Here is an 18,309-nt window from a genome sequence, read left to right on the forward strand (position 1 = left end):
CCCGTTTTTTATGCACGTTTTATAAATCTATATATGTGTGCCCAACGCATCCCCATAATGCGCGCATTCCCGATTGCAGATACGTTGAAGCATTTGGATCATATACTGTTATCTTCTTTTCAAGCATTTTTTGCAAACGAGGATCAAGCTTACTCCACTCTTGGGATAGTTTTTCGTTTGTAAGATCAAATGACCCTTTGTGATGCAGAGCGAGTATCATAAAACTCATTTGAATCGGAGAAAATGAACCATTATTAACGGCGTCCATGGTGTTTTTTAGAAAGCTTAAATCTGTAGATACAGCACCATTTCTTGATAATGAGGTGAGAGTGGTTTTATCGCTGAGATCCAAGTAAAGATTATTTTTTAGGTCTCTGTGGATAATAGGGGTTATGTCTCCATTATTCGCATTAAGAAAATAGATTTTTCCTTTATTGGTGAGCGCCATTATGCCAAAATCTAGGGGCTTAAAATTTGTTACGTACTCATTATCGAATGGTTTGATTTTTTTTATAAGTTTTTTTTGTTTGGCATCCCATAAATTCACGGTCGAATCACATGCAGCAGAAACCAAAAGATTTCCTTTGTAGGCGAGAGAACTTATTTGTGAAGAATGTGTTTGCTTTGAAATATGAGGATTATCTTTATCGTCAATATCCCAAAAAGCAATTTTTCCATTAGCAAGCCCGCCCGCAATTTGGGTATCCTGCTCACCAAATGCAACGCTCACTATGGTGCTATCAACCGATTTATCGTAACTCAAGATTTCTGCACTCGTAGTTTCTGGAGATTTGGCTGTTGGGATCTCCCAGATATTCACATTCGTATCGCGACCTACCGACGCAAAAAGTGTTTCTTTATGATTCAATACAAGATCGGTAACTGCTTGTTTCGTCTTAAAAACATTCTCGATTGTTCCTGACTTTGTATCCCAGATACAAATATTGCCTTCGTGGTCCGCTGAGATAAGTTGGTCTCCATCTTTAATAAATTTAAGACATGAAACCGTTCCACGATGTCCTTTCAAAGGTCTTTTTATTGGTCCATCTATTAGATGAATACTATCTTGATAGCCATTTGCCGAATATTTTGCGCAAGCTGCAAAGGAATGTGGTTCAGTAGGAAGTTCATAGAGATGCTTGGTGCACGAGAGTGGAGATTGTTCAACCAGAAAATTAACTATGGATGGATTTGCTTGAGCAAGTTGTTTTGATGTTTCAGCTTTATTGCATTGCAAGTTGATTAGCTCGAGGAGCTTTTTCGGATTTTTTTGTAAACCTTCTGAAAAGTCTTTTATAAATTTTTCAGAGAGGGAAGAATACTTGATTGTACCTTCAGTTAAGGGTGCGGGAGCAGTTTCATTTGTTTGTTCCATCGCAGATGAAAATGCGGAAATTAAAATAATGGGCAGTAAGATTATTTTTAGCATTTCTAAGCACCCTTAATGGAATAAAGTTACATTGTATTATGGCGCTTAATCATAATGAATATTGGTTAAAATGCCAATCTGCCAGAATTATTTTTATAAAACAAAACAAAAAAAGGGGCAGCAAAAATGCTGCCCCTGATAAAACGCTTTTTAAAACGTTTATTTTTTTAAATGCGGAAAGAAGAATGCAATTTCTTCTGCAGCCGTTTCAGGCGCATCAGAACCATGCACTGCATTTTTGCCAATATCGGTGGCAAACTGCGCGCGAACTGTGTGAGCTTCCGCTTTTTTAGGATCGGTTGCTCCCATCAAATCACGCCATGCTTTTATCGCATTATTTTTTTCAAGTGCCATAATAACAACCGGCGCTGAAGAAATGAACGTCGTCATTTCTCCAAAGAACGGTCTTTCCTTATGAACCGCATAAAACTCTTGAGCTTGTTTTGTGCTCAATTGTTTTTTTTCCATTGCGACGATCGTAAAACCATTGTTCTCAATAAGATCGATGATTTTTCCGCTGTTTTTCGCCGCAACTGCATCCGGTTTAATAATAGCGAGTGTTCTTTCCATACTGGTTATTCCTTATCATCGCCAGATTTTTGACGAGCTGCATGCTTTTCAAGCTCAATTTGCAAGAGAGATTTTGGCTTGATAGCCGGTTCTTCTGTGCGCATTTTGCTTGGCTTTTTCATCATTGCCGGTTTTTCACGCGGCATTTGATGGCGAGAAGATTGAACTTCTCTTTCTACAGGTTCTTCTTTTGTTTTCAAGCTCAAACCAAGTTTATGATCTTCTTTGGTGATCTTGATAACGCGGAACTCGCTCTTTTGGCCGACTTTAAGCACATCTTCTACTTTTTCGATATTTTGATCTGAAAGTTCTGAAATGTGTACAAGCCCTTCAATACCATTTGGAAGTTTAACGAATGCGCCGAAGTTGATGATTTTTGAAACTTCACCTTCAACGATGCTGCCAACTGGATATTGTTGTTCAATTGTTGCCCATGGATCTTGCGTTAGTTGCTTGATGCCAAGTGATACACGCTTATTTTGTTCATCAATGCCCAAAATAACCGCTTCAACTTCTTGTCCGCGTTTATAAACGTCAGCAGGATGCGCAATGTGCTCGGTCCATGAAAGATCCGAAATATGAACAAGGCCGTCGATTCCTGGCATTAACTGAATGAAGATACCGAAATCGGTAATATTCGTGATTGGCCCTTTAATAGTTTGACCAATTTTGAATTTCTCGCTCACTTGTTTCCAAGGATTATCTTGCAGCTGTTTAATGCTGAGCGACATGCGACGATTTTCTTTATCGATCGAAACAATAACCGCTTCAACCTCATCGCCTACTTTGAAATGCTTATGCAAATTCTCGATGCGGTCGGTCCATGAAATTTCTGAAATGTGGACCAAGCCTTCAACGCCTTTTGCGATCTCGACAAAGAAACCATAGTCAGCGATGCTTGAAATCTTACCTTTGACTTTCGCGCCAATAGCAAGACCGCCAGCAACTTTATCCCATGGATTTTCTGTAAGCTGCTTCATGCCAAGAGAAATCTTCTCGTTATCTTTATCAAACGAAAGGACTTTTACCGTAATTTTGTCACCGATGCGAACAAGTTCGCTTGGGTGAGCAATGCGGCCCCAGGTCATGTCGGTAATATGAAGCAATCCGTCCACGCCGCCGATGTCGATAAATACTCCGTAATTCGTAATATTTTTGACAACGCCTTGAATAACTTGGTTTTCAGAGAGTGTACCCAAGATCTTCTTGCGAGATTCGGAACGCAACTCATTAAGGAATTTGCGACGGGAAATAATAACGTTTCCACGTTTTTTATTAACCTTAATAATGTAAGCGGTAATTGGCTGACCAACAAATTGATCAAAATCAGCAACACGTTGCAAATCAACTTGTGAACCAGGCAAGAATGCCGGAATACCAATATCAACGCTCAAGCCACCTTTAACTTTGTGAGTAACAATACCTTCAACAGGTTTGCCTTCTTCAAAGAGCTTCATAATAGTATCCCATGCACGAAGCGCCTTAGCTTGTTCATAAGAAAGGCTGACGTTACCATCAACGTTTTCTAAATCTTCAAGCAACACTTCAATATCGGTGCCGGGAGTGATTTTTTGCAAATCCATTTTATTAAATTCATACGGAGGAATAAGTCCGTATGATTTGAATCCAATATCCACAAGAACGCCATCATTATCGGCGCGAATAACTTTTCCGGTAACGATTTTTCCTTGAGAAAGCTTATCTGTTTGGCTTTCATACAAGGAAGCAAGTTCGGTTTGTTGATCTTGATTGAGTTGGATTGATTCGTCTTGTGCCCATGACGTTTGTACTTTGCGGTACTGCTGCGGGCGCATTAATTCTTTGGACATGTAATCCTCTGATCGAGAGATGGTTAGAAGGTGAAACATATAACTATAAAATAATTAGAAAATAGCATACCAAGAGATTGACCAATTGGCAAATTTAGCTCGATTAGATCGATTTATGCGCGGCTCAGGTTTTTTCGGCTCTTAATTCTCTTGTTTTATGAGTAGAAAATGCGTAATTCTGAAAATTATTAAAGCTTATGAGCTCTGTTGAATCTATTAAAAAAAGAGGTTTGCGATGGCCAAATACGGCAAAAAATCACAAGCAAAAGTAAAACATGCGATGGAAGAGATGAAAGAGGGAACTCTAAAAAGCGGAAAAAGCGGCAAAACGGTGACCAACCGTAAGCAAGCTATCGCAATAGGTCTTTCTGAGGCTCGCGCAGAAGGAGCAAAGGTGCCATCTGCAAAAAAGAAAGCATCTCCTACAAAAAGAAAAGCTGCGCCTAAAAAAAAGGCCGCTTCAGCTAAAAGAAAAACAGCGGCACGCAAAACTGTTAGCCGCAAAAAGACGGTAAAAGCTAAAAAACGATAAAGAGGAGTTATGTTTATGATCGGATTAATTATTTTATTCCTGCTTTTGGCAGGTGCGACCGGATTTTTGGGTTTTTTCACGACGATGTTTGTAGGTGCAGGACTGCTTATTGTCAAAGTTCTGTTTTTTATCTTCGTCATTTCATTTATAGCTTCAGTGATTCGCCATCTAATGGCGCCACCCCCACCACACCATCACCACAAATAGCATCAAATAAAAGAGGCGCTCCAAGGCGCCTCTTCTCATTTAATAGAAGAATCTATTCGGCTGGATATATACATAAAAGCTTATTTACTGGCCAAATAAGATCAGTGCAGTCTTTGTTTAAACCCTTACGCCCTTTTGCGGCAAACGTTTGCTGGTCAGCATAGCCTGCTATTTGGTGAATTTTGTTTTGATAATAGTTGCGGAGTAAAACTAGCCCTAAAAAAGACCCAAAGGCAACCCAGGGGTGGTTGTATATACCAACACCTACTTGATATGGCGCCATGATAGGGCTAATTTTTATATTAAAACTCGTTTTTTCAGCCAACTGCTCTAAGAGAGTTGATGCTTCTTGGGTTGGAAACGCCTCAGCCAGGGGCGATTGGGTAGAAATAGCCAGTAAAGCTATTAAAACAATAGTAAAAGATCTTTTAAAAAACATGCGAATAACCTCCGAAAGTTCCATTTTATAGTAATTTTGCCATGCCATTTCCAGGGCAAAACCTCTATCCTTCATTCTAATCAATATTGTGAGCTTGTCAATTTCCCGGATTTTGTTATTCTAATAAAGAGGCTAAACAAGGCCTTTTTTATATATATATTTTCCTATCTGAAAAGATCGTAGCATATCGCTTCGATGTTATCCTCGTAAGGGATCACCAATAGTTGTACTAGAGTGGGCCTGCGGGGGCCTAGGATTACCTTACGCAAGGATACTTTATGAGTACAAATTCTCTTGGTTCTTTTAACGATTTTTCTCTCCACGCGCAGATTAAACAGGCTCTTACAAGCCTTGGTTTAACCACGCCAACCCCTATTCAAGCTCAAGCTCTTCCTGTGCTTCTTGATAATTCACGCACCCATTTCCACGGGCAAGCGCAAACAGGTACAGGTAAAACGCTCGCTTTTGGTTTACCACTTTTACAGGATATTGATCCTGCTATAAGAAAAGTACAGGCACTGGTTGTTGCGCCAACTCGCGAATTGGCCGATCAAATTTATCAAAGTTTGATTCAGGTAGCACGCTATCGCGGCATTTCTATTGTTCCTATTTATGGCGGTATGCCTATTGATCGCCAAATGAGAGAGCTTAATGCAAAGCCTCATCTTGTTATTGGAACACCGGGTCGTCTTAACGATCATATTCAACGCCGTACGCTCAGCTTGGCCGACATTAAAATAGTCGTTCTTGATGAAGCAGATACGATGCTTGATATGGGTTTTAAAGATGAAGTTGAAGAAATTATTAACATGACCCCAGCAAATCGCAGTATTTGGTTGTTTTCTGCAACGGTGAAATCAGGAATTAGCGATTTAATGAAATCGCATATGCCAAACCCTGTTTCGGTTCGCATTAACTCAACCAGCATTGCAAACGCAAGCACCAAGCAGTTTTATGCTGTCGTTTCTCGCCGTCAACGCTTTGAAGCACTTTCTCGTATTCTTGAAAGTGAAGAAGATATGTACGGCTTCATTTTCTGCCCAACAAAAATTATTACAGGCGAAGTTGCCGAATTACTCGGTAAACGTGGCTACAAAGCAAAGCCTATTCATGGCGATATGAGCCAATCTGCAAGAAATCAGGTTATTAAAGGATTTAAAAATCGCGAATTCAGCTTTTTAGTAGCAACCGACGTTGCAGCTCGCGGAATCGACGTTGCCGGTATTACCCACGTTATTAACTATGGCCTTCCTGAAGATCAAGAAAGCTATATTCACCGTATCGGCAGAACTGGCCGTGCAGGAAAAGAAGGCGTAGCAATTACTATTATTGATCCGCAAATGCGCTATCGTGTTAATTCGCTCGCGCGTCGTTATAATGTAACTATTGAACCGATGTCGCTTCCTACGGCTGAAGAAATAAACCAAAAACGTGTACAAAAAATTTACACAGCAATTACTCAGCAAGCTAGAAAAGAACTTTCAAAGCCAGCTGAAGTTGCACTCTCTGAGCAACTATCATCACTTTCTCAAGGTGAACTGATCAAAGCGCTTGTGAGCTGCTCGCAGCAACTTTATGGTGCAGTAGCCCAAGAAGGTGAAGATCTTAATGTCGCTCCTTCAAGCGATGATCGCGGTGGCGATCGTTCATACCGCCCAAGAAGATTTGGCGGTGGATTTAGCGGCAACAGAGGCGGCGGACGTCGTAGCAGCGGTGGCTTTGGCGGTGGTCGCAGTGGCAGCAGCCGAGGTTTTAGCAGAAGAATCTACGAAGCGTAATCCCTCGATACAATTTCTCGCTTCGCGTCGAAATCACTCGGGATAAATCTCGCAATTAAGCCCAGCGCAGAAATGTGCTGGGCGTTTTTTTACATCTATTCTGAAATTATCAAAATTAAATGCGCGCATCCCTCGATACAATTTTTAACGCGGTTAAAAATCACTCGGGACGAGCGCGAAGGAAAAGACTCTGATTAATAAAATTATAAAAACCAAATTAAGGTAAAAAAAAATAGCATCAATTGCGCTCGTCCCGAGTGAACGCCTTGCGTTTGTATCGAGGGATGAGTAAAAATAAAGCCTTAAAGAGGTATGTAATATGGACGAAGTATGTTTTCAGTCTGTAACTATTTGCATTTCCTCCGCTATAAAATAAATCAAAAAGAAATAGCGGTTTTCAAGGGATTTAAATTGTGGTAGTATCTAATACGTAGATTATTCCAGGTAAATGCGAGGTTTTTTTCATGTATAAATACTTTTATTTGTTGATTTCTCTCTTGGTTCCAGTTCATTTTTCTCATGCAGATGAACAAGTTATTATGCAAATAATGCAATCTGTTCCTTATTCTGTGGAAGATGCTCTCAAAGAATATAAATCTATCCAGCGTGAATATCACGACCTTAGAACAAGATTGAACGGCCAGTGGATAGCCCGGCGGGGTATCCAGGCTGGCTCAATTGCGATCATGGCAATGCCATTCTCTGAATTCAAAATTGAATCTTTGCGATTGAGTGAAAAAATTTTCGTTAGTGCTGCAAGCGTACTTTGTCTTTATGCCCAATGGCTTTTGAAGGTCGCTACTTATGATAAAACAAAAAAAAATATACTCAATATAAGATGGGATCTTAGATCGTTAGAAAAGCGTTCCGCTGATCTGGTATATTTAGAAGGTGGCAAAGAACTTCACGCAAATATTTGCAAAACCATCTCTGATTGCGATAAAGAAATAAATGCGATTGAAGCGTATGAGCAAAGAGGAAGTATAGCGCAGTGTTTTCTGCCGTAAAATATATACCGTAAATGGAGAATTATATGTTTCGGACGCTTAAAGTATTAGTAATAAGTATATTTTGCATAGTGAATCTTGCGTTCGCAATGGAATTGCCATTGCCGGTCGGCGCAATTGATTGGAACGATACGTTATCAAAGCGGTATGACAGCACCTCAGATTATATTGGGTCGTTGGTCGATGTGTGCAGATTCTTGTATGGCGCACCAAATCGAGCGGCGCTCATCAAATTTATACCAACATTTTATAAAGAGTATAAAGAAAAACGAAAAGAAACGCGTTGTGTTGACGATATTCTCAATCATGTAATTGAAAAATATCCTACTATTTTGGCACAGCATCGCAACAATCTCTATCGTCTTGCAAATCCGCACAAGCTTAATATTGAGATGGCAGCGATCGTGAATGAGTTAAAGAAGCGAGGAATGAAGCAAGCGCTCGTTTCAAATATTGGTGTTGATTCTTACAATTATATTAGCCAAAAACATTATCCGAGTTTTTTCAAAAACTTTGATGGTGGTTTTTGCAAAAATTTAATTGATCCAAAAACAGGAAAACCTTATAGCTCCTACGAAAAGCTCGATGCGCGCTTTTTTATAGGTTTGCGCAAATATTTGAACGACAATAATTTGATCAAAGATGGGCAAAATATTATTTTTATCGATGATAATCCTAACTATATTTCTGCCGCACAGGAATCTAATGACGGCTCACCAATAAAAATTGAATCTATTCAATTTAAATCTGGCAAGCAGGTTTGGAGTGAACTTCAAGCGCGTGGACTTTTGTCACAAGATGCTAATTTAAGCGACGCTATTCAAGATGTGGGCATTCGTTTTGGCATTAATTGATTTTGCAAACGGGTTTTCTTAGGCTGAAACTAAAAAAAGCGCCCCCTACAGATGAGGATCCCTCTTGAAGAAATTTTTTTATAGTTGTGCATTGATTATTGCAGGACTCGCGCTTGCTCTCTCGATCCAAAAAAAAGAATACACACCCGAAAATACGGTTATTGCTTGGGATTTCCATGATGTTATTGCTTATAAACCAATTGGCGCAATGACGTGGGAAAGCATCAGAGTTGTTAAAGATGCAAACAATCGTTGGGATTTAATTAAACTCATTTTCTCGCCCTCATTTATTAAAGAACTTTGGTATGGATTGGGGCAAACAAAATCTGGCGATCGCATGATTGAAGAGATTGTTGCGCTTCATCCTGCAGAGCTTGCTGAACATAAAGAAAAAATTTATAACATTGCCACGCTCCATTATATTAGCCCTGAAATGGTCGATATCATCACAAGTTTAAAAGCATTAGGGTATGTTCAGGTGCTTGCATCCAATATTGGCCATGAATCATTGATGAGAATGGAAAAAAATATCCTGAACTTTTTTTATTATTTGATGGATTGTTTTACGATGGCGCTTTGAAAATGGATGGAGAGCGTTACACCTATAAAGTAAAGCCTACAATAGAATATTTCCAAGCATTAAAAGAATTTTTAGTAGAGCACAAGTGGAATCAAGGGCAGATTATCTTTATCGATGATAGAAAGGATAATACTGAAGCTTCAGTAAAAGTCGGCATTGATGGTATTCAATTTGCAAGTGCTGCACAGTTACGGGATGAGCTTAAAAAGCGCGGTATTATTTTAGAAAATGAAAAAATTAGAAATGAACAAACGCAAACAGCGCAGTAAAAAACATGAGGTTTTATTATGAAACAGAGAAAAAATAGAATGATGATCATAGCGCTGTGCGCGATTAATCTTTTTACGGCAATGACGCATGCTGTTGAAGAGTATCGAAATTGGGATAATATTCTAATTTCCGAAGAAACGCTTAATTTTCCCAAAGATTTTGTGTGGGGCACTGCATCATCCGATTTTCAAATTGCGGGAAATCAAACTGCCAATGGAAAGTTTTCTGAAAATAATTGGACCCGTGATAAATTTCGCCCACAGCCGGGCATTGCGGCAGATCATTGGAATCGATACGAAGAAGATATAGAAAATATTGCAAAGGCCGGAATGCGCCACTATAGATTTTCTGTAGATTGGTCGAAAATCGAACCGAAAAAAGGTGAGATCGATCAAGATGCTATGGATCACTATGCTGCTATCGCGCGTGAGTGTAAAAAAAGAAATATTGAGCCAATTGTTTGTCTATTTCATCATGTTTGGCCTACGTGGTTTGCCGATCAAGGTGCATTTGAAAAAATAGAAAACAAAGAAGATTTCAAAAATTTCGCATATTATGTGCAAAAAAATATGCAATCTGCTGGCGTGCATTGGTGGATGACATACAATGAGCCAGTTGGAGTTGTACTCGAATCGTACTTACGCGGCAAATTGCCACCTGGGCAAGTTGGGCATTTAATAAAAGCAGGGCAAGTTTTGCGTAATATGCTTAATACGCACGTTGAAATATCGCAAGAGTTCAAGAAAAATGACAAAGATGCTAAATTCGGTATCGCCCATATTATGCAGCCACTCAATCCTTATCATGATTACAATCCGCTTGAAAAATCTATATGCAGTTATTTTGGTGGCTTAAATAATGATACAATTATTGAATTTTTCAAAACCGGTAAATTCAATTGGGGCGGATTGGTTAAAGATGAAAATAAAGCTGCTCCGGCCTCGATCGATTATTTTGGTTTAAATTACTATACGCATAGTTTGATTAAACAAAATATGAAAAAAACAGCAATCGCGTTTGGCGCAAGCAGTTTGGCAATTACTGGGCTTGTGCAAAAGGGATTGATTAAACCATCAACCGGATTAGGCCTGGGCGTTATTTCGGCCATTGTGAGCTCATGTTTGAGTTTATCGGTTAAATCCCATCGCGAGGGAACATCTGCTTCTGATGAAAAACAAATTTATCCAGAAGGGTTGAGAGGGTGTATTGAAAAAGCATCTTCTGCGGGTAAACCAATCTACATAACTGAAAACGGTATTAGTGATCGTTCTGGTGATAAACGCGAAGAATATATCAAAAAGCATCTTTATATTGTTTCAGAAGCAATTAAGGATGGTTATGATATTCGTGGCTATCATTATTGGAGCTTCATGGATCATTTTAGCTGGAGCACTGCAGGTTTTAAGAAAAAATATGGAATTTATGAAGTTGATTACGAAGGTAATACATTAACTCGTACATTACGCGAAAATGCAAAATGGTTTGTTGCACTGATGCGTAAACATACTGGCATGAATCCGATTAATTAATGATGAAAAATAAATTAATAGTTATTCTAATGGCTCTTAATTTTATTGCACCAACAAGTGACGCAATCGAAGATTATTGGAACTGGAATGAGCTTTCATATAATTATGATGCATCAAGATTTCCCGCTGGTTTTCTATGGGGAACTGGGTCTTCGGCATTTCAGCTTGAAGGAAATCAAACGGCGCGCGGCGAATTTTCCCAAAATTCCTGGACTCGTGAAACTTTCCGGCCTCAGCCAGGAATTGGCTGCGATCATTGGAACCGATACAAAGATGATATTAAATTAATGAGCCAAGCAGGTATTAAGATATATCGATTCTCCGTAGATTGGTCCAAGATAGAACCACAAGAAGGTATTTGGGATCAAGATGCTTTGGATCATTACGTTGATATTGCGCGCGAATGTTTACGCCAAAAAATTATACCTGTTGTCTGCTTACACCATTTTGTAATTCCTTGCTGGTTTGCCGACCTTGGTGGTTTTGAAAAAGTAGAAAATGCATATTACTTTGATAGATTTGCGCATTATGTTTTTGACGCAATGATGCCGATTGGTGTTCATTGGTGGATGACATTCAATGAGCCAACGGTAGTTGTTCTGGAAGGATATTTACGCGGCAATTTGGCACCGAGCAAAAGTGGGTATTTAATAAAAGCGGGCCATGTTTTAAAAAATATGTTGGACGCTCATGTGCGTATAGCAAAAGTATTTCATCAAAAAGACAAATACGCAGAAATTGGTATTGCGCATGTGATGCAGCCACTTCATCCTTATCATGATTATAATCCTCTTGAGAATGCGATATGTAGTTATTTTGGAAAGTTAACGAATGAAACAATACTTGAATTTTTCAAAACTGGTCATTTTAATTGGGGATCACTCGTAAAATCTTATAACCCAGAAGCATCTGAATCTATCGATTATATGGGCCTCAATTATTATACGCATATAATTATCAAACAAGATCAAAAAAAATCTTTGATTGCCGCAGCAGCTGGCGGCGCTTTATTTATTGCTCTTGCAATTACAGGCGTTATTAATCAATCAACCGCATTGCTTCTTTCTCCTCTGTTGCTTGCGGCAAGTTTTTTAGGATTATCTTCGGGTGCTCATCGTGAATTTGAAAAAATTAATCACGGGAAATCTATGTATCCTGAAGGTCTTTATGCATGTATAGAAAAAGCTGCAGCGGTTGGAAAGCCGATCTATATCACCGAAAATGGCGTGAGTGATCGTGAGGGAACGATCCGCGATGAATTTATTAAAAAGCATCTTTATGTCATTTCAAAAGCTATAAAAGATGGTTTTGATGTTCGCGGCTATTTTTATTGGTGTTTCATTAACGGTTTTGAGTGGAATGAAGGTTATGCGGAGCATTATGGTCTTTGTGACGTCGATTACGAAAATAAAACCTGTGAACGCATGCTCTCTGAAAATGCAAAACCGTTTATTAATCTAATGCGTGAACACGCAGCGCGTGCATAATAAGTTTGCAATTAAAATAATGGGCCACGTCGATTATGACGTGGCTTTTTTGTTTGCTGAAAGCGCTTTATACAGCAAAAGAAAAAAAATAAGTGTGCTGATAATATCGATTGCTAAGCTGATGCAATAGCCCGCAAAGCTTACATAGTTCATCGAATCAAAAAGATTTTGTGCTTTAAAAAGTTTGTTTATCGATCGCCATCCCATTTTGGCCAGCGTTATTGGATTTACATACGTTAAAAAAGCTTGCCAATAACTGGTGCTTGGTTTCGCTGGCGAAAGCGCAGAAAGCTGCGTACCAAAATAGACAGCGACTGCGGCCCAAGAAACTATACAGAGTATTGAAATATAAAGAACCATTCGCCAGCAAATTGCGCCTCCGTTTATGATAAGTTCTTTCAACCAGCCTATAATTGGAGTTCTTATTGTTTGGATACAAAGTATGATGCCGGAAATTGCTATAATGATCGTCGCTATCAATGCTAATTGGTCATACTCTGAGTGCAGATTTAACGCAAGGCCGTATTGCGCCGTTCGAGATTCCAAATAATTCTGTGAACTGGAAATAAAATGCCGATAAATCGAGAGTGCAGTGTTCGTAGGAAAAAGTCCGCTCCACAAAGTCAGCGCTAAAAATAAAGCAGTAAGGCTGGCAGAAAAAAAGGATGATCTGCCGATAATGCGCGATAATTTGATCATTTTTTTATTCCCCCCAGAATCTTTAAAATCAGCCATTGCATTTTTGATTCAGTAAATACAATACTGACATGTTGTGAATAAAAAAGAAAGGCAAAAGAGAACTCAGGCAGCGCTAATATGCGCTGCTATTACTTCTAAATACAGTGCGAGTTTGCCATAAAGATTAAGTGGTTGCATCAATTATTGATTTTCAGTGTCATTATTTGTATTGATAGAATGAAAAAAGAAGCAAAAAAATAAAAAGGAAAAAGATGAAGCAGATTATTTTTAAGAGTAGAAAAATTCTTTATATTCTATTATTGTGCATTTCAGTATTTGCAAAAGGCAATGAGCAGCTTGAATCAAACGATAAAATGTTAGGTTCTGCAACTGAACTCGTCACGAAAGAAGAATCGACGGCAATAGAACACGTCCTTGAACACATGCTGATGCGCACTGATGAGCCAAGTGAAACGTTACTCCGCGTTTGCAAAGTGATAGCCGAGGGTGGCCATATTTCCATACAGGATCTGAGTGAGCTCTTGCCGTCAATGATTGAATGCATGAAAGATGAGCAAGCGAGAGTAGCGCGCCCGGACGCGCCTGGAATTGGCAATGGAGCAATTTCGGGTTGCTGCGGATGTTGCGATTTTAGTCAGATAATAGCGATTCTCAATGCGATAAAAGCAAAGATTAATATTTTGATAGCATGCTGCGATGAGATCCGTTTCGATTTTCAGGCTACCTGGAGTATTCTGGCCAATCTGAATGTAACAGCAACTGTAGACCTCAATCCAGTATTTTCGGTAATTGATGCATGTTGCAATGGAACATTTAGCACGCTCGCAAATTTGAGTTTTACGGCGGTTGTAGATTTAAATCCTGTATTTACAGCACTTAATGCATGTTGCAATAGCACCTTCTCGATGCTGGATAAAATAGATAGAGAGGTAATAGGTACGTTCAGCGTTATTAATGCATGCTGCAATGGAACGTTTAGTGCAATAGCGGATCTTAAGTTATCGTTAACGGCTATTCAAGTGAATTTTAATCCGGTGTTTACGGCGTTGAATGCATGCTGCGAAAGCACCTTCTCAATGCTTGATAAAATAGATAGAGAGGTAATAGGTACTTTCAGTGTAATTAATGCGTGTTGCAATGGAACATTTAGCACGCTCGCAAATTTGAGTTTTACAGCGGTTGTAGATTTAAATCCTGTATTTACAGCACTTAATGCATGCTGCAATAGCACCTTCTCGATGCTTGATAAAATAGATAGAGAAGTAATAGGCACCTTCAGTGTTATTAATGCATGTTGTAATGGCACGTTCAGTGTGCTTGCGAATTTAACGGTAACTGCAACTGCCGATTTGAGTGGGGTGTTTACCGCATTGAATGCATGCTGCGAAGGAACTTTTAGTTCGCTGACTGCGTGCTGTAACGGCACCTTCTCAGCGATTGCTGATATTAAATCATCATTGACGGCAATCACGGTGAACTTCAATCCAGTATTTACTGCATTGAACGCATGCTGTGAAAGCACATTTTCGATGTTAGATAAAATAGATAGAGAAGTGATTGGAACGTTTTTATTAATGCGTGTTGCAATGGCACGTTCAGCGTGCTGGCGAATTTAACGGTAACTGCAACTGCCGATTTGAGCGGAGTGTTTACCGCGTTGAATGCATGTTGCGAGGGGACGTTCTCGGTGCTTGCAAACTTAACGGTAACCGCAACAGCCGATTTGAGTGGCGTTTTCAGCGCACTCGCTGCTTGTTGTGATGGCACATTCAGTTCACTGTTTGATATAAAGAATACGCTCACTGCATGCGGCGCTATTCCAATATTTACATCAACGGATATTACAGCATCGGGTAATTATTGTTTAGCAAACGATATTATTGGCACTATTACTATTTCATCGAGCGAAGTTCATTTGGATTTAAACGGGTTCTCCGTTATCGCTCCAGGCGTTGCTTCGGGCGTTGGGACAATTAATATTGCCAACGTTGATAATGTATCAGTACGCAATGGTCAACTGTATGGGCTGGGTATTATAGCTAGTAATTGTAATGATTTAACGTTAGATTCGATTAGATCATTTTCATGCAGTAATGCGGATATTGATTGTTCTGCAATCAATGGACTCGCGGTAACCAATTATTCCATTTTTAACCATTTTAGAGATAGCAGTATCTGCGTCACATCCGCTTCGAGTAACAATCTTTTATTTAAGAATTTCAGTATAAATAATTCGCGGTATGCCAATGCCTTTGCTATGGACAGTATCGATACATGCCAAATAATCAATGCTGTTTTAAATAATCCCGGCGTTTCAAGTGCTGGTACGGCAGCTTTGAGCAACATGCGCAATCTCAGTTTTGCCAATATTCTGTCGCAAGCCGGAGTAATATCGGTCACTACCGGAACTGCAATCACAATGGAAAATGTACAAATGGCTGGCTCAACGAACGGTCTGGCTAGTCTTGCTAATATTCGGGATGTCAGCATAGTAGATTGTACCTATTTTGATAGTGTGGCATTGGTTCCTGTATGCTCAATCATCACAGGCACTAATATTGTAATTAGAAATCTAAATGTAGAAAATTGTTCAGCATTGAATCTATTAAGCCTGGTGCCAGCAATCGACGTGATCTTTGAGAATGTGAACGCATCAGAATGTGTTTTCTCGAGTGAAGCTATTTCGGCTAACAATGCGGCTTTTGGTGGTACCGCTCTTGGTGCTCAGTTCACATTTGATAACGTTACGATTAATAACTGTACGCTACCAAGAGCAATAAATCTGAATCTGGTTTCGGATGTGGGTATGAGTAGATTTAAAGTCACTCATAACTCGTCGACAATTACCCCAATCAGTTTTGCAACTATGGACTTAGCGCCAAAAGTGTTCATCGATGATTGCATTTTTAGTGATAATAGCTCATCTGCGGTAGCGACTGGAAATATAATTTTGGCTACCGATTGTGATGCTACAAGGATTAATAATGTTGTGATCGAAAAAAACACCTATGCAGGAAGTCAAAATGGTATCGTTTTGCAAAGCTTGATGCTCACCGTATCAGCGGCTGAAATTACCAACTGCCGCTTGGAGAATAATAGTATTGCTGGGGATGGTTTACCTGAATGCAATCTTATACAAGTCAGTGGGATAGCTAATTCGATTATTGCTAACAATAATATAAGCGGCAACACTATAATCCGCGGTGACTTCGGTGCTGCTAACATCTTCCATGGTATTTTAAATGCTGGATCTGTTAATGCAATCATAAGAGAGAATACTCTTCTTGGGAATCTCTGGACGACATCAGTAGATTGTAATTTGATTGAAACGACCACGGCTGCTTCTATTGAATATAATACAATAACTGGCAACGTAGTCGGTAATGATTTAATTGGGATATCTGCTGCCTCAGTCGATCACGCGATTATTAGAGGAAACGTTGTTAATTTTAATCGTTGCGGGGCTTTCCCAATTGCAACAGGATCTGGAGCTGCAACAGGTATTGTAGCTAGTGGTGCTGATGTTGTAGTCGAAAAAAATATTCTCAATAGCAACATTGGAGGTGCTGGGGGTTCTATTGGTCTTGATGTAGCTGGCACATCGATGGTTACCATGAACGAAGCTCAGGGGCACACGCAGGACTATCGAGCGCTAGGCGGATTGGTCATCCCAATTGCGCAACTAAGTTATGCTAACGGTATTATACTTCCGATTCCTTCAAATGCACCACTTTCTTCTTATCACAATCTTGAAATGGTTTCGAACGCGCTCACGCCTCCGTGTGATATTTGTACTGTATTTACGGTTCTTGCCAATCTTAGTATCACTACAACGGTTGATTTCAGCCCTGTGTTTACTGCTTTGAATGCATGTTGCAATGGTACCTTTAGTGTTCTTGCGAACCTCAATTTAAATTTGAGTCCAGTATTCACGCAAGTGGCTGCCGGATTTAACGGCACTTTCAGCGCACTTACCGCCTGCTGCAATGGCACATTCTCTTCTTTGGCCGATTTAAGAAGTAGTTTAACATGCCAAGCAGCGCCAATTACTGCCCCAACTAATATCGTCGTTTCAGGGCCATATTGTTTGCAAAATGACATTGTAGGTACAATCACTGTTAGCGCGAATAATGTTTCTATAAATATGAATTCGCGTCGCTTATTGAATGGGGGTATTCAGGTAAGTGGCGTTCGAAATATCAATATTTATAATGGTGTTATTGATAATGGAAACGGCGCACTTGTTTCAAGCTCCACGGCTGTTACATTCGATCATGTTGAAATAGTTAACGTAGCGGGCCCTTCAGGTGTTGCTATTAACATCGTCAATTCGGACGACGTACTTTTCAATCAAGATACAATTCACGCACTCACTGGGCAACTATTTATAAATACTTCTACCGGAGCTCGATTTGTCAATTGCGATATTTTTGATAATACGATTACCGGCACTATTGTTAATATTTTGAGAGCAGGCGGCGCACAAATGGCTGGTTGCCGATTGTATAATAACAGTAGCCAAAATACGATTGGTGTCGGAAGCAGCTCAAATACGATCGTGCAAAACTGTAACTTCCACGATAATGCGATCACCGGTTCGATTATTGCAAGTGCGGGAAATAATAATACAACGCTCATCGATAGTTGCATTCTTTATAATAATAGGTCAACTGATGGATTTATAGGAATTGGAATTGCAAGTACTGATGGGGATATAGCGGTGCAAAATTGCGATATTAATGGCAATCGTGCAGCAACGGGAATATTTTCAGCGATCTTTAACGCCGGTTCACTTTCAACAATTCGCAATAACCTGATTCGCAATAATACGTTAACGGGCGGCACGTCATTCAGCATTTCTGATCATACTAATCCATTTACTGCAACAATTATTGGCAACCAAGCAGATAATGGCAGCGCAACAAACTATGATATTTCGCCTGGTGCAATATTAACTGCATCACTTATTAAAACGACCGCAACGCTCATGATGCCAGCGACCACTTTCCATAATCTACTTTTATTGCCATAAAAAAGCACTAAAAAGCCCTTTGCATTTGCGAGGGGCTTTTTAGGGATTATGGTTTCTTGCGTAAGCG

The 18,309-nt window shown here is 39.6% G+C and carries 16 protein-coding genes; 11 read left to right on the top strand and 5 right to left on the bottom strand.

Annotated elements, in window-relative coordinates:
• Positions 1 to 19 precede the first annotated feature (19 nt).
• The 3 genes from HYX58_05905 to HYX58_05915 all read right to left on the bottom strand — a co-directional run bounded on the left by HYX58_05905 (position 20) and on the right by HYX58_05915 (position 3,828).
• Positions 20 to 1,429, bottom strand: a complete 1,410-nt coding sequence (locus HYX58_05905; GenBank protein ID MBI2775516.1) for a hypothetical protein — start codon at positions 1,427 to 1,429, stop codon at positions 20 to 22.
• Positions 1,430 to 1,588: 159 nt separating this feature from the next.
• Positions 1,589 to 1,999, bottom strand: coding sequence for a nucleoside-diphosphate kinase (gene ndk, locus HYX58_05910; GenBank protein ID MBI2775517.1), 411 nt, complete (start codon positions 1,997 to 1,999; stop codon positions 1,589 to 1,591).
• A gap of 5 nt (positions 2,000 to 2,004) precedes the next feature.
• The gene (locus HYX58_05915; GenBank protein ID MBI2775518.1) at positions 2,005 to 3,828 is read right to left on the bottom strand and encodes a 30S ribosomal protein S1; all 1,824 of its coding nucleotides are present in this window, start codon (positions 3,826 to 3,828) and stop codon (positions 2,005 to 2,007) included.
• Between the two features lie 235 nt (positions 3,829 to 4,063).
• Here HYX58_05915 and HYX58_05920 point away from each other — a divergent pair, with 235 nt between their 5' ends.
• Together HYX58_05920 and HYX58_05925 are read left to right on the top strand one after the other, a co-directional pair.
• Positions 4,064 to 4,360: a hypothetical protein gene (locus HYX58_05920; GenBank protein ID MBI2775519.1), complete on the top strand. Its 297-nt coding sequence runs from the start codon at positions 4,064 to 4,066 to the stop codon at positions 4,358 to 4,360.
• Positions 4,361 to 4,375: 15 nt separating this feature from the next.
• Positions 4,376 to 4,567: a DUF1328 domain-containing protein gene (locus HYX58_05925; protein ID MBI2775520.1), complete on the top strand. Its 192-nt coding sequence runs from the start codon at positions 4,376 to 4,378 to the stop codon at positions 4,565 to 4,567.
• Positions 4,568 to 4,619: 52 nt separating this feature from the next.
• Here HYX58_05925 and HYX58_05930 read toward each other — a convergent pair whose 3' ends face one another.
• A complete protein-coding gene (locus HYX58_05930; protein MBI2775521.1) occupies positions 4,620 to 5,081 on the bottom strand; it encodes a hypothetical protein in 462 nt (153 codons plus the stop codon).
• Between the two features lie 203 nt (positions 5,082 to 5,284).
• Between HYX58_05930 and HYX58_05935 the strand changes: the two genes are divergently transcribed.
• From HYX58_05935 to HYX58_05965, 7 genes are all read left to right on the top strand, one after another.
• A complete protein-coding gene (locus HYX58_05935) occupies positions 5,285 to 6,784 on the top strand; it encodes a DEAD/DEAH box helicase (GenBank protein MBI2775522.1) in 1,500 nt (499 codons plus the stop codon).
• 464 nt (positions 6,785 to 7,248) lie between these two features.
• Positions 7,249 to 7,791 carry a hypothetical protein gene (locus HYX58_05940; protein MBI2775523.1) on the top strand — a complete coding sequence of 181 codons (543 nt, stop codon included), beginning with the start codon at positions 7,249 to 7,251 and terminating at the stop codon, positions 7,789 to 7,791.
• Between the two features lie 26 nt (positions 7,792 to 7,817).
• On the top strand, positions 7,818 to 8,645 hold the full coding sequence (locus HYX58_05945) for a hypothetical protein (GenBank protein ID MBI2775524.1): 828 nt from the start codon (positions 7,818 to 7,820) through the stop codon (positions 8,643 to 8,645).
• A 64-nt stretch (positions 8,646 to 8,709) separates the two neighbouring features.
• Positions 8,710 to 9,225 (top strand): hypothetical protein, encoded by a 516-nt coding sequence (locus HYX58_05950; GenBank protein MBI2775525.1) that lies wholly within the window; start codon positions 8,710 to 8,712, stop codon positions 9,223 to 9,225.
• Between the two features lie 2 nt (positions 9,226 to 9,227).
• A complete protein-coding gene (locus HYX58_05955; protein MBI2775526.1) occupies positions 9,228 to 9,494 on the top strand; it encodes a hypothetical protein in 267 nt (88 codons plus the stop codon).
• Positions 9,495 to 9,512: 18 nt separating this feature from the next.
• On the top strand, positions 9,513 to 11,024 hold the full coding sequence (locus tag HYX58_05960) for a family 1 glycosylhydrolase (GenBank protein ID MBI2775527.1): 1,512 nt from the start codon (positions 9,513 to 9,515) through the stop codon (positions 11,022 to 11,024).
• Positions 11,024 to 12,511 carry a glycoside hydrolase family 1 protein gene (locus HYX58_05965; protein ID MBI2775528.1) on the top strand — a complete coding sequence of 496 codons (1,488 nt, stop codon included), beginning with the start codon at positions 11,024 to 11,026 and terminating at the stop codon, positions 12,509 to 12,511. Before HYX58_05960 ends, HYX58_05965 begins: the two co-directional genes overlap by 1 nt.
• Positions 12,512 to 12,544: 33 nt before the next feature.
• Here HYX58_05965 and HYX58_05970 read toward each other — a convergent pair whose 3' ends face one another.
• The gene (locus tag HYX58_05970) at positions 12,545 to 13,210 is read right to left on the bottom strand and encodes a hypothetical protein (protein ID MBI2775529.1); all 666 of its coding nucleotides are present in this window, start codon (positions 13,208 to 13,210) and stop codon (positions 12,545 to 12,547) included.
• 251 nt (positions 13,211 to 13,461) lie between these two features.
• Here HYX58_05970 and HYX58_05975 point away from each other — a divergent pair, with 251 nt between their 5' ends.
• Together HYX58_05975 and HYX58_05980 are read left to right on the top strand one after the other, a co-directional pair.
• On the top strand, positions 13,462 to 14,826 hold the full coding sequence (locus HYX58_05975; protein MBI2775530.1) for a hypothetical protein: 1,365 nt from the start codon (positions 13,462 to 13,464) through the stop codon (positions 14,824 to 14,826).
• Positions 14,811 to 18,242, top strand: coding sequence for a hypothetical protein (locus HYX58_05980; protein MBI2775531.1), 3,432 nt, complete (start codon positions 14,811 to 14,813; stop codon positions 18,240 to 18,242). The genes HYX58_05975 and HYX58_05980 overlap by 16 nt, the downstream gene beginning before the upstream one ends.
• Positions 18,243 to 18,309 lie beyond the last annotated feature (67 nt).

Source organism: Candidatus Dependentiae bacterium, from assembly GCA_016191325.1.
Taxonomy (GTDB): domain Bacteria; phylum Babelota; class Babeliae; order Babelales; family JACPOV01; genus JACPOV01.

Bases quoted from the DNA above. Each gene is read 5' to 3' on its own strand.
- HYX58_05930 (MBI2775521.1), bottom strand. From the start codon at position 5,081: ATGAAGGATAGAGGTTTTGCCCTGGAAATGGCATGGCAAAATTACTAT.
- HYX58_05945 (MBI2775524.1), top strand. From the start codon at position 7,818: ATGTTTCGGACGCTTAAAGTATTAGTAATAAGTATATTTTGCATAGTG.
- HYX58_05915 (MBI2775518.1), bottom strand. From the start codon at position 3,828: ATGTCCAAAGAATTAATGCGCCCGCAGCAGTACCGCAAAGTACAAACG.
- HYX58_05935 (MBI2775522.1), top strand. From the start codon at position 5,285: ATGAGTACAAATTCTCTTGGTTCTTTTAACGATTTTTCTCTCCACGCG.
- HYX58_05905 (MBI2775516.1), bottom strand. From the start codon at position 1,429: ATGCTAAAAATAATCTTACTGCCCATTATTTTAATTTCCGCATTTTCA.
- HYX58_05955 (MBI2775526.1), top strand. From the start codon at position 9,228: ATGGATGGAGAGCGTTACACCTATAAAGTAAAGCCTACAATAGAATAT.
- HYX58_05920 (MBI2775519.1), top strand. From the start codon at position 4,064: ATGGCCAAATACGGCAAAAAATCACAAGCAAAAGTAAAACATGCGATG.
- ndk (MBI2775517.1), bottom strand. From the start codon at position 1,999: ATGGAAAGAACACTCGCTATTATTAAACCGGATGCAGTTGCGGCGAAA.
- HYX58_05975 (MBI2775530.1), top strand. From the start codon at position 13,462: ATGAAGCAGATTATTTTTAAGAGTAGAAAAATTCTTTATATTCTATTA.
- HYX58_05960 (MBI2775527.1), top strand. From the start codon at position 9,513: ATGAAACAGAGAAAAAATAGAATGATGATCATAGCGCTGTGCGCGATT.
- HYX58_05965 (MBI2775528.1), top strand. From the start codon at position 11,024: ATGATGAAAAATAAATTAATAGTTATTCTAATGGCTCTTAATTTTATT.
- HYX58_05925 (MBI2775520.1), top strand. From the start codon at position 4,376: ATGATCGGATTAATTATTTTATTCCTGCTTTTGGCAGGTGCGACCGGA.
- HYX58_05940 (MBI2775523.1), top strand. From the start codon at position 7,249: ATGTATAAATACTTTTATTTGTTGATTTCTCTCTTGGTTCCAGTTCAT.
- HYX58_05970 (MBI2775529.1), bottom strand. From the start codon at position 13,210: ATGATCAAATTATCGCGCATTATCGGCAGATCATCCTTTTTTTCTGCC.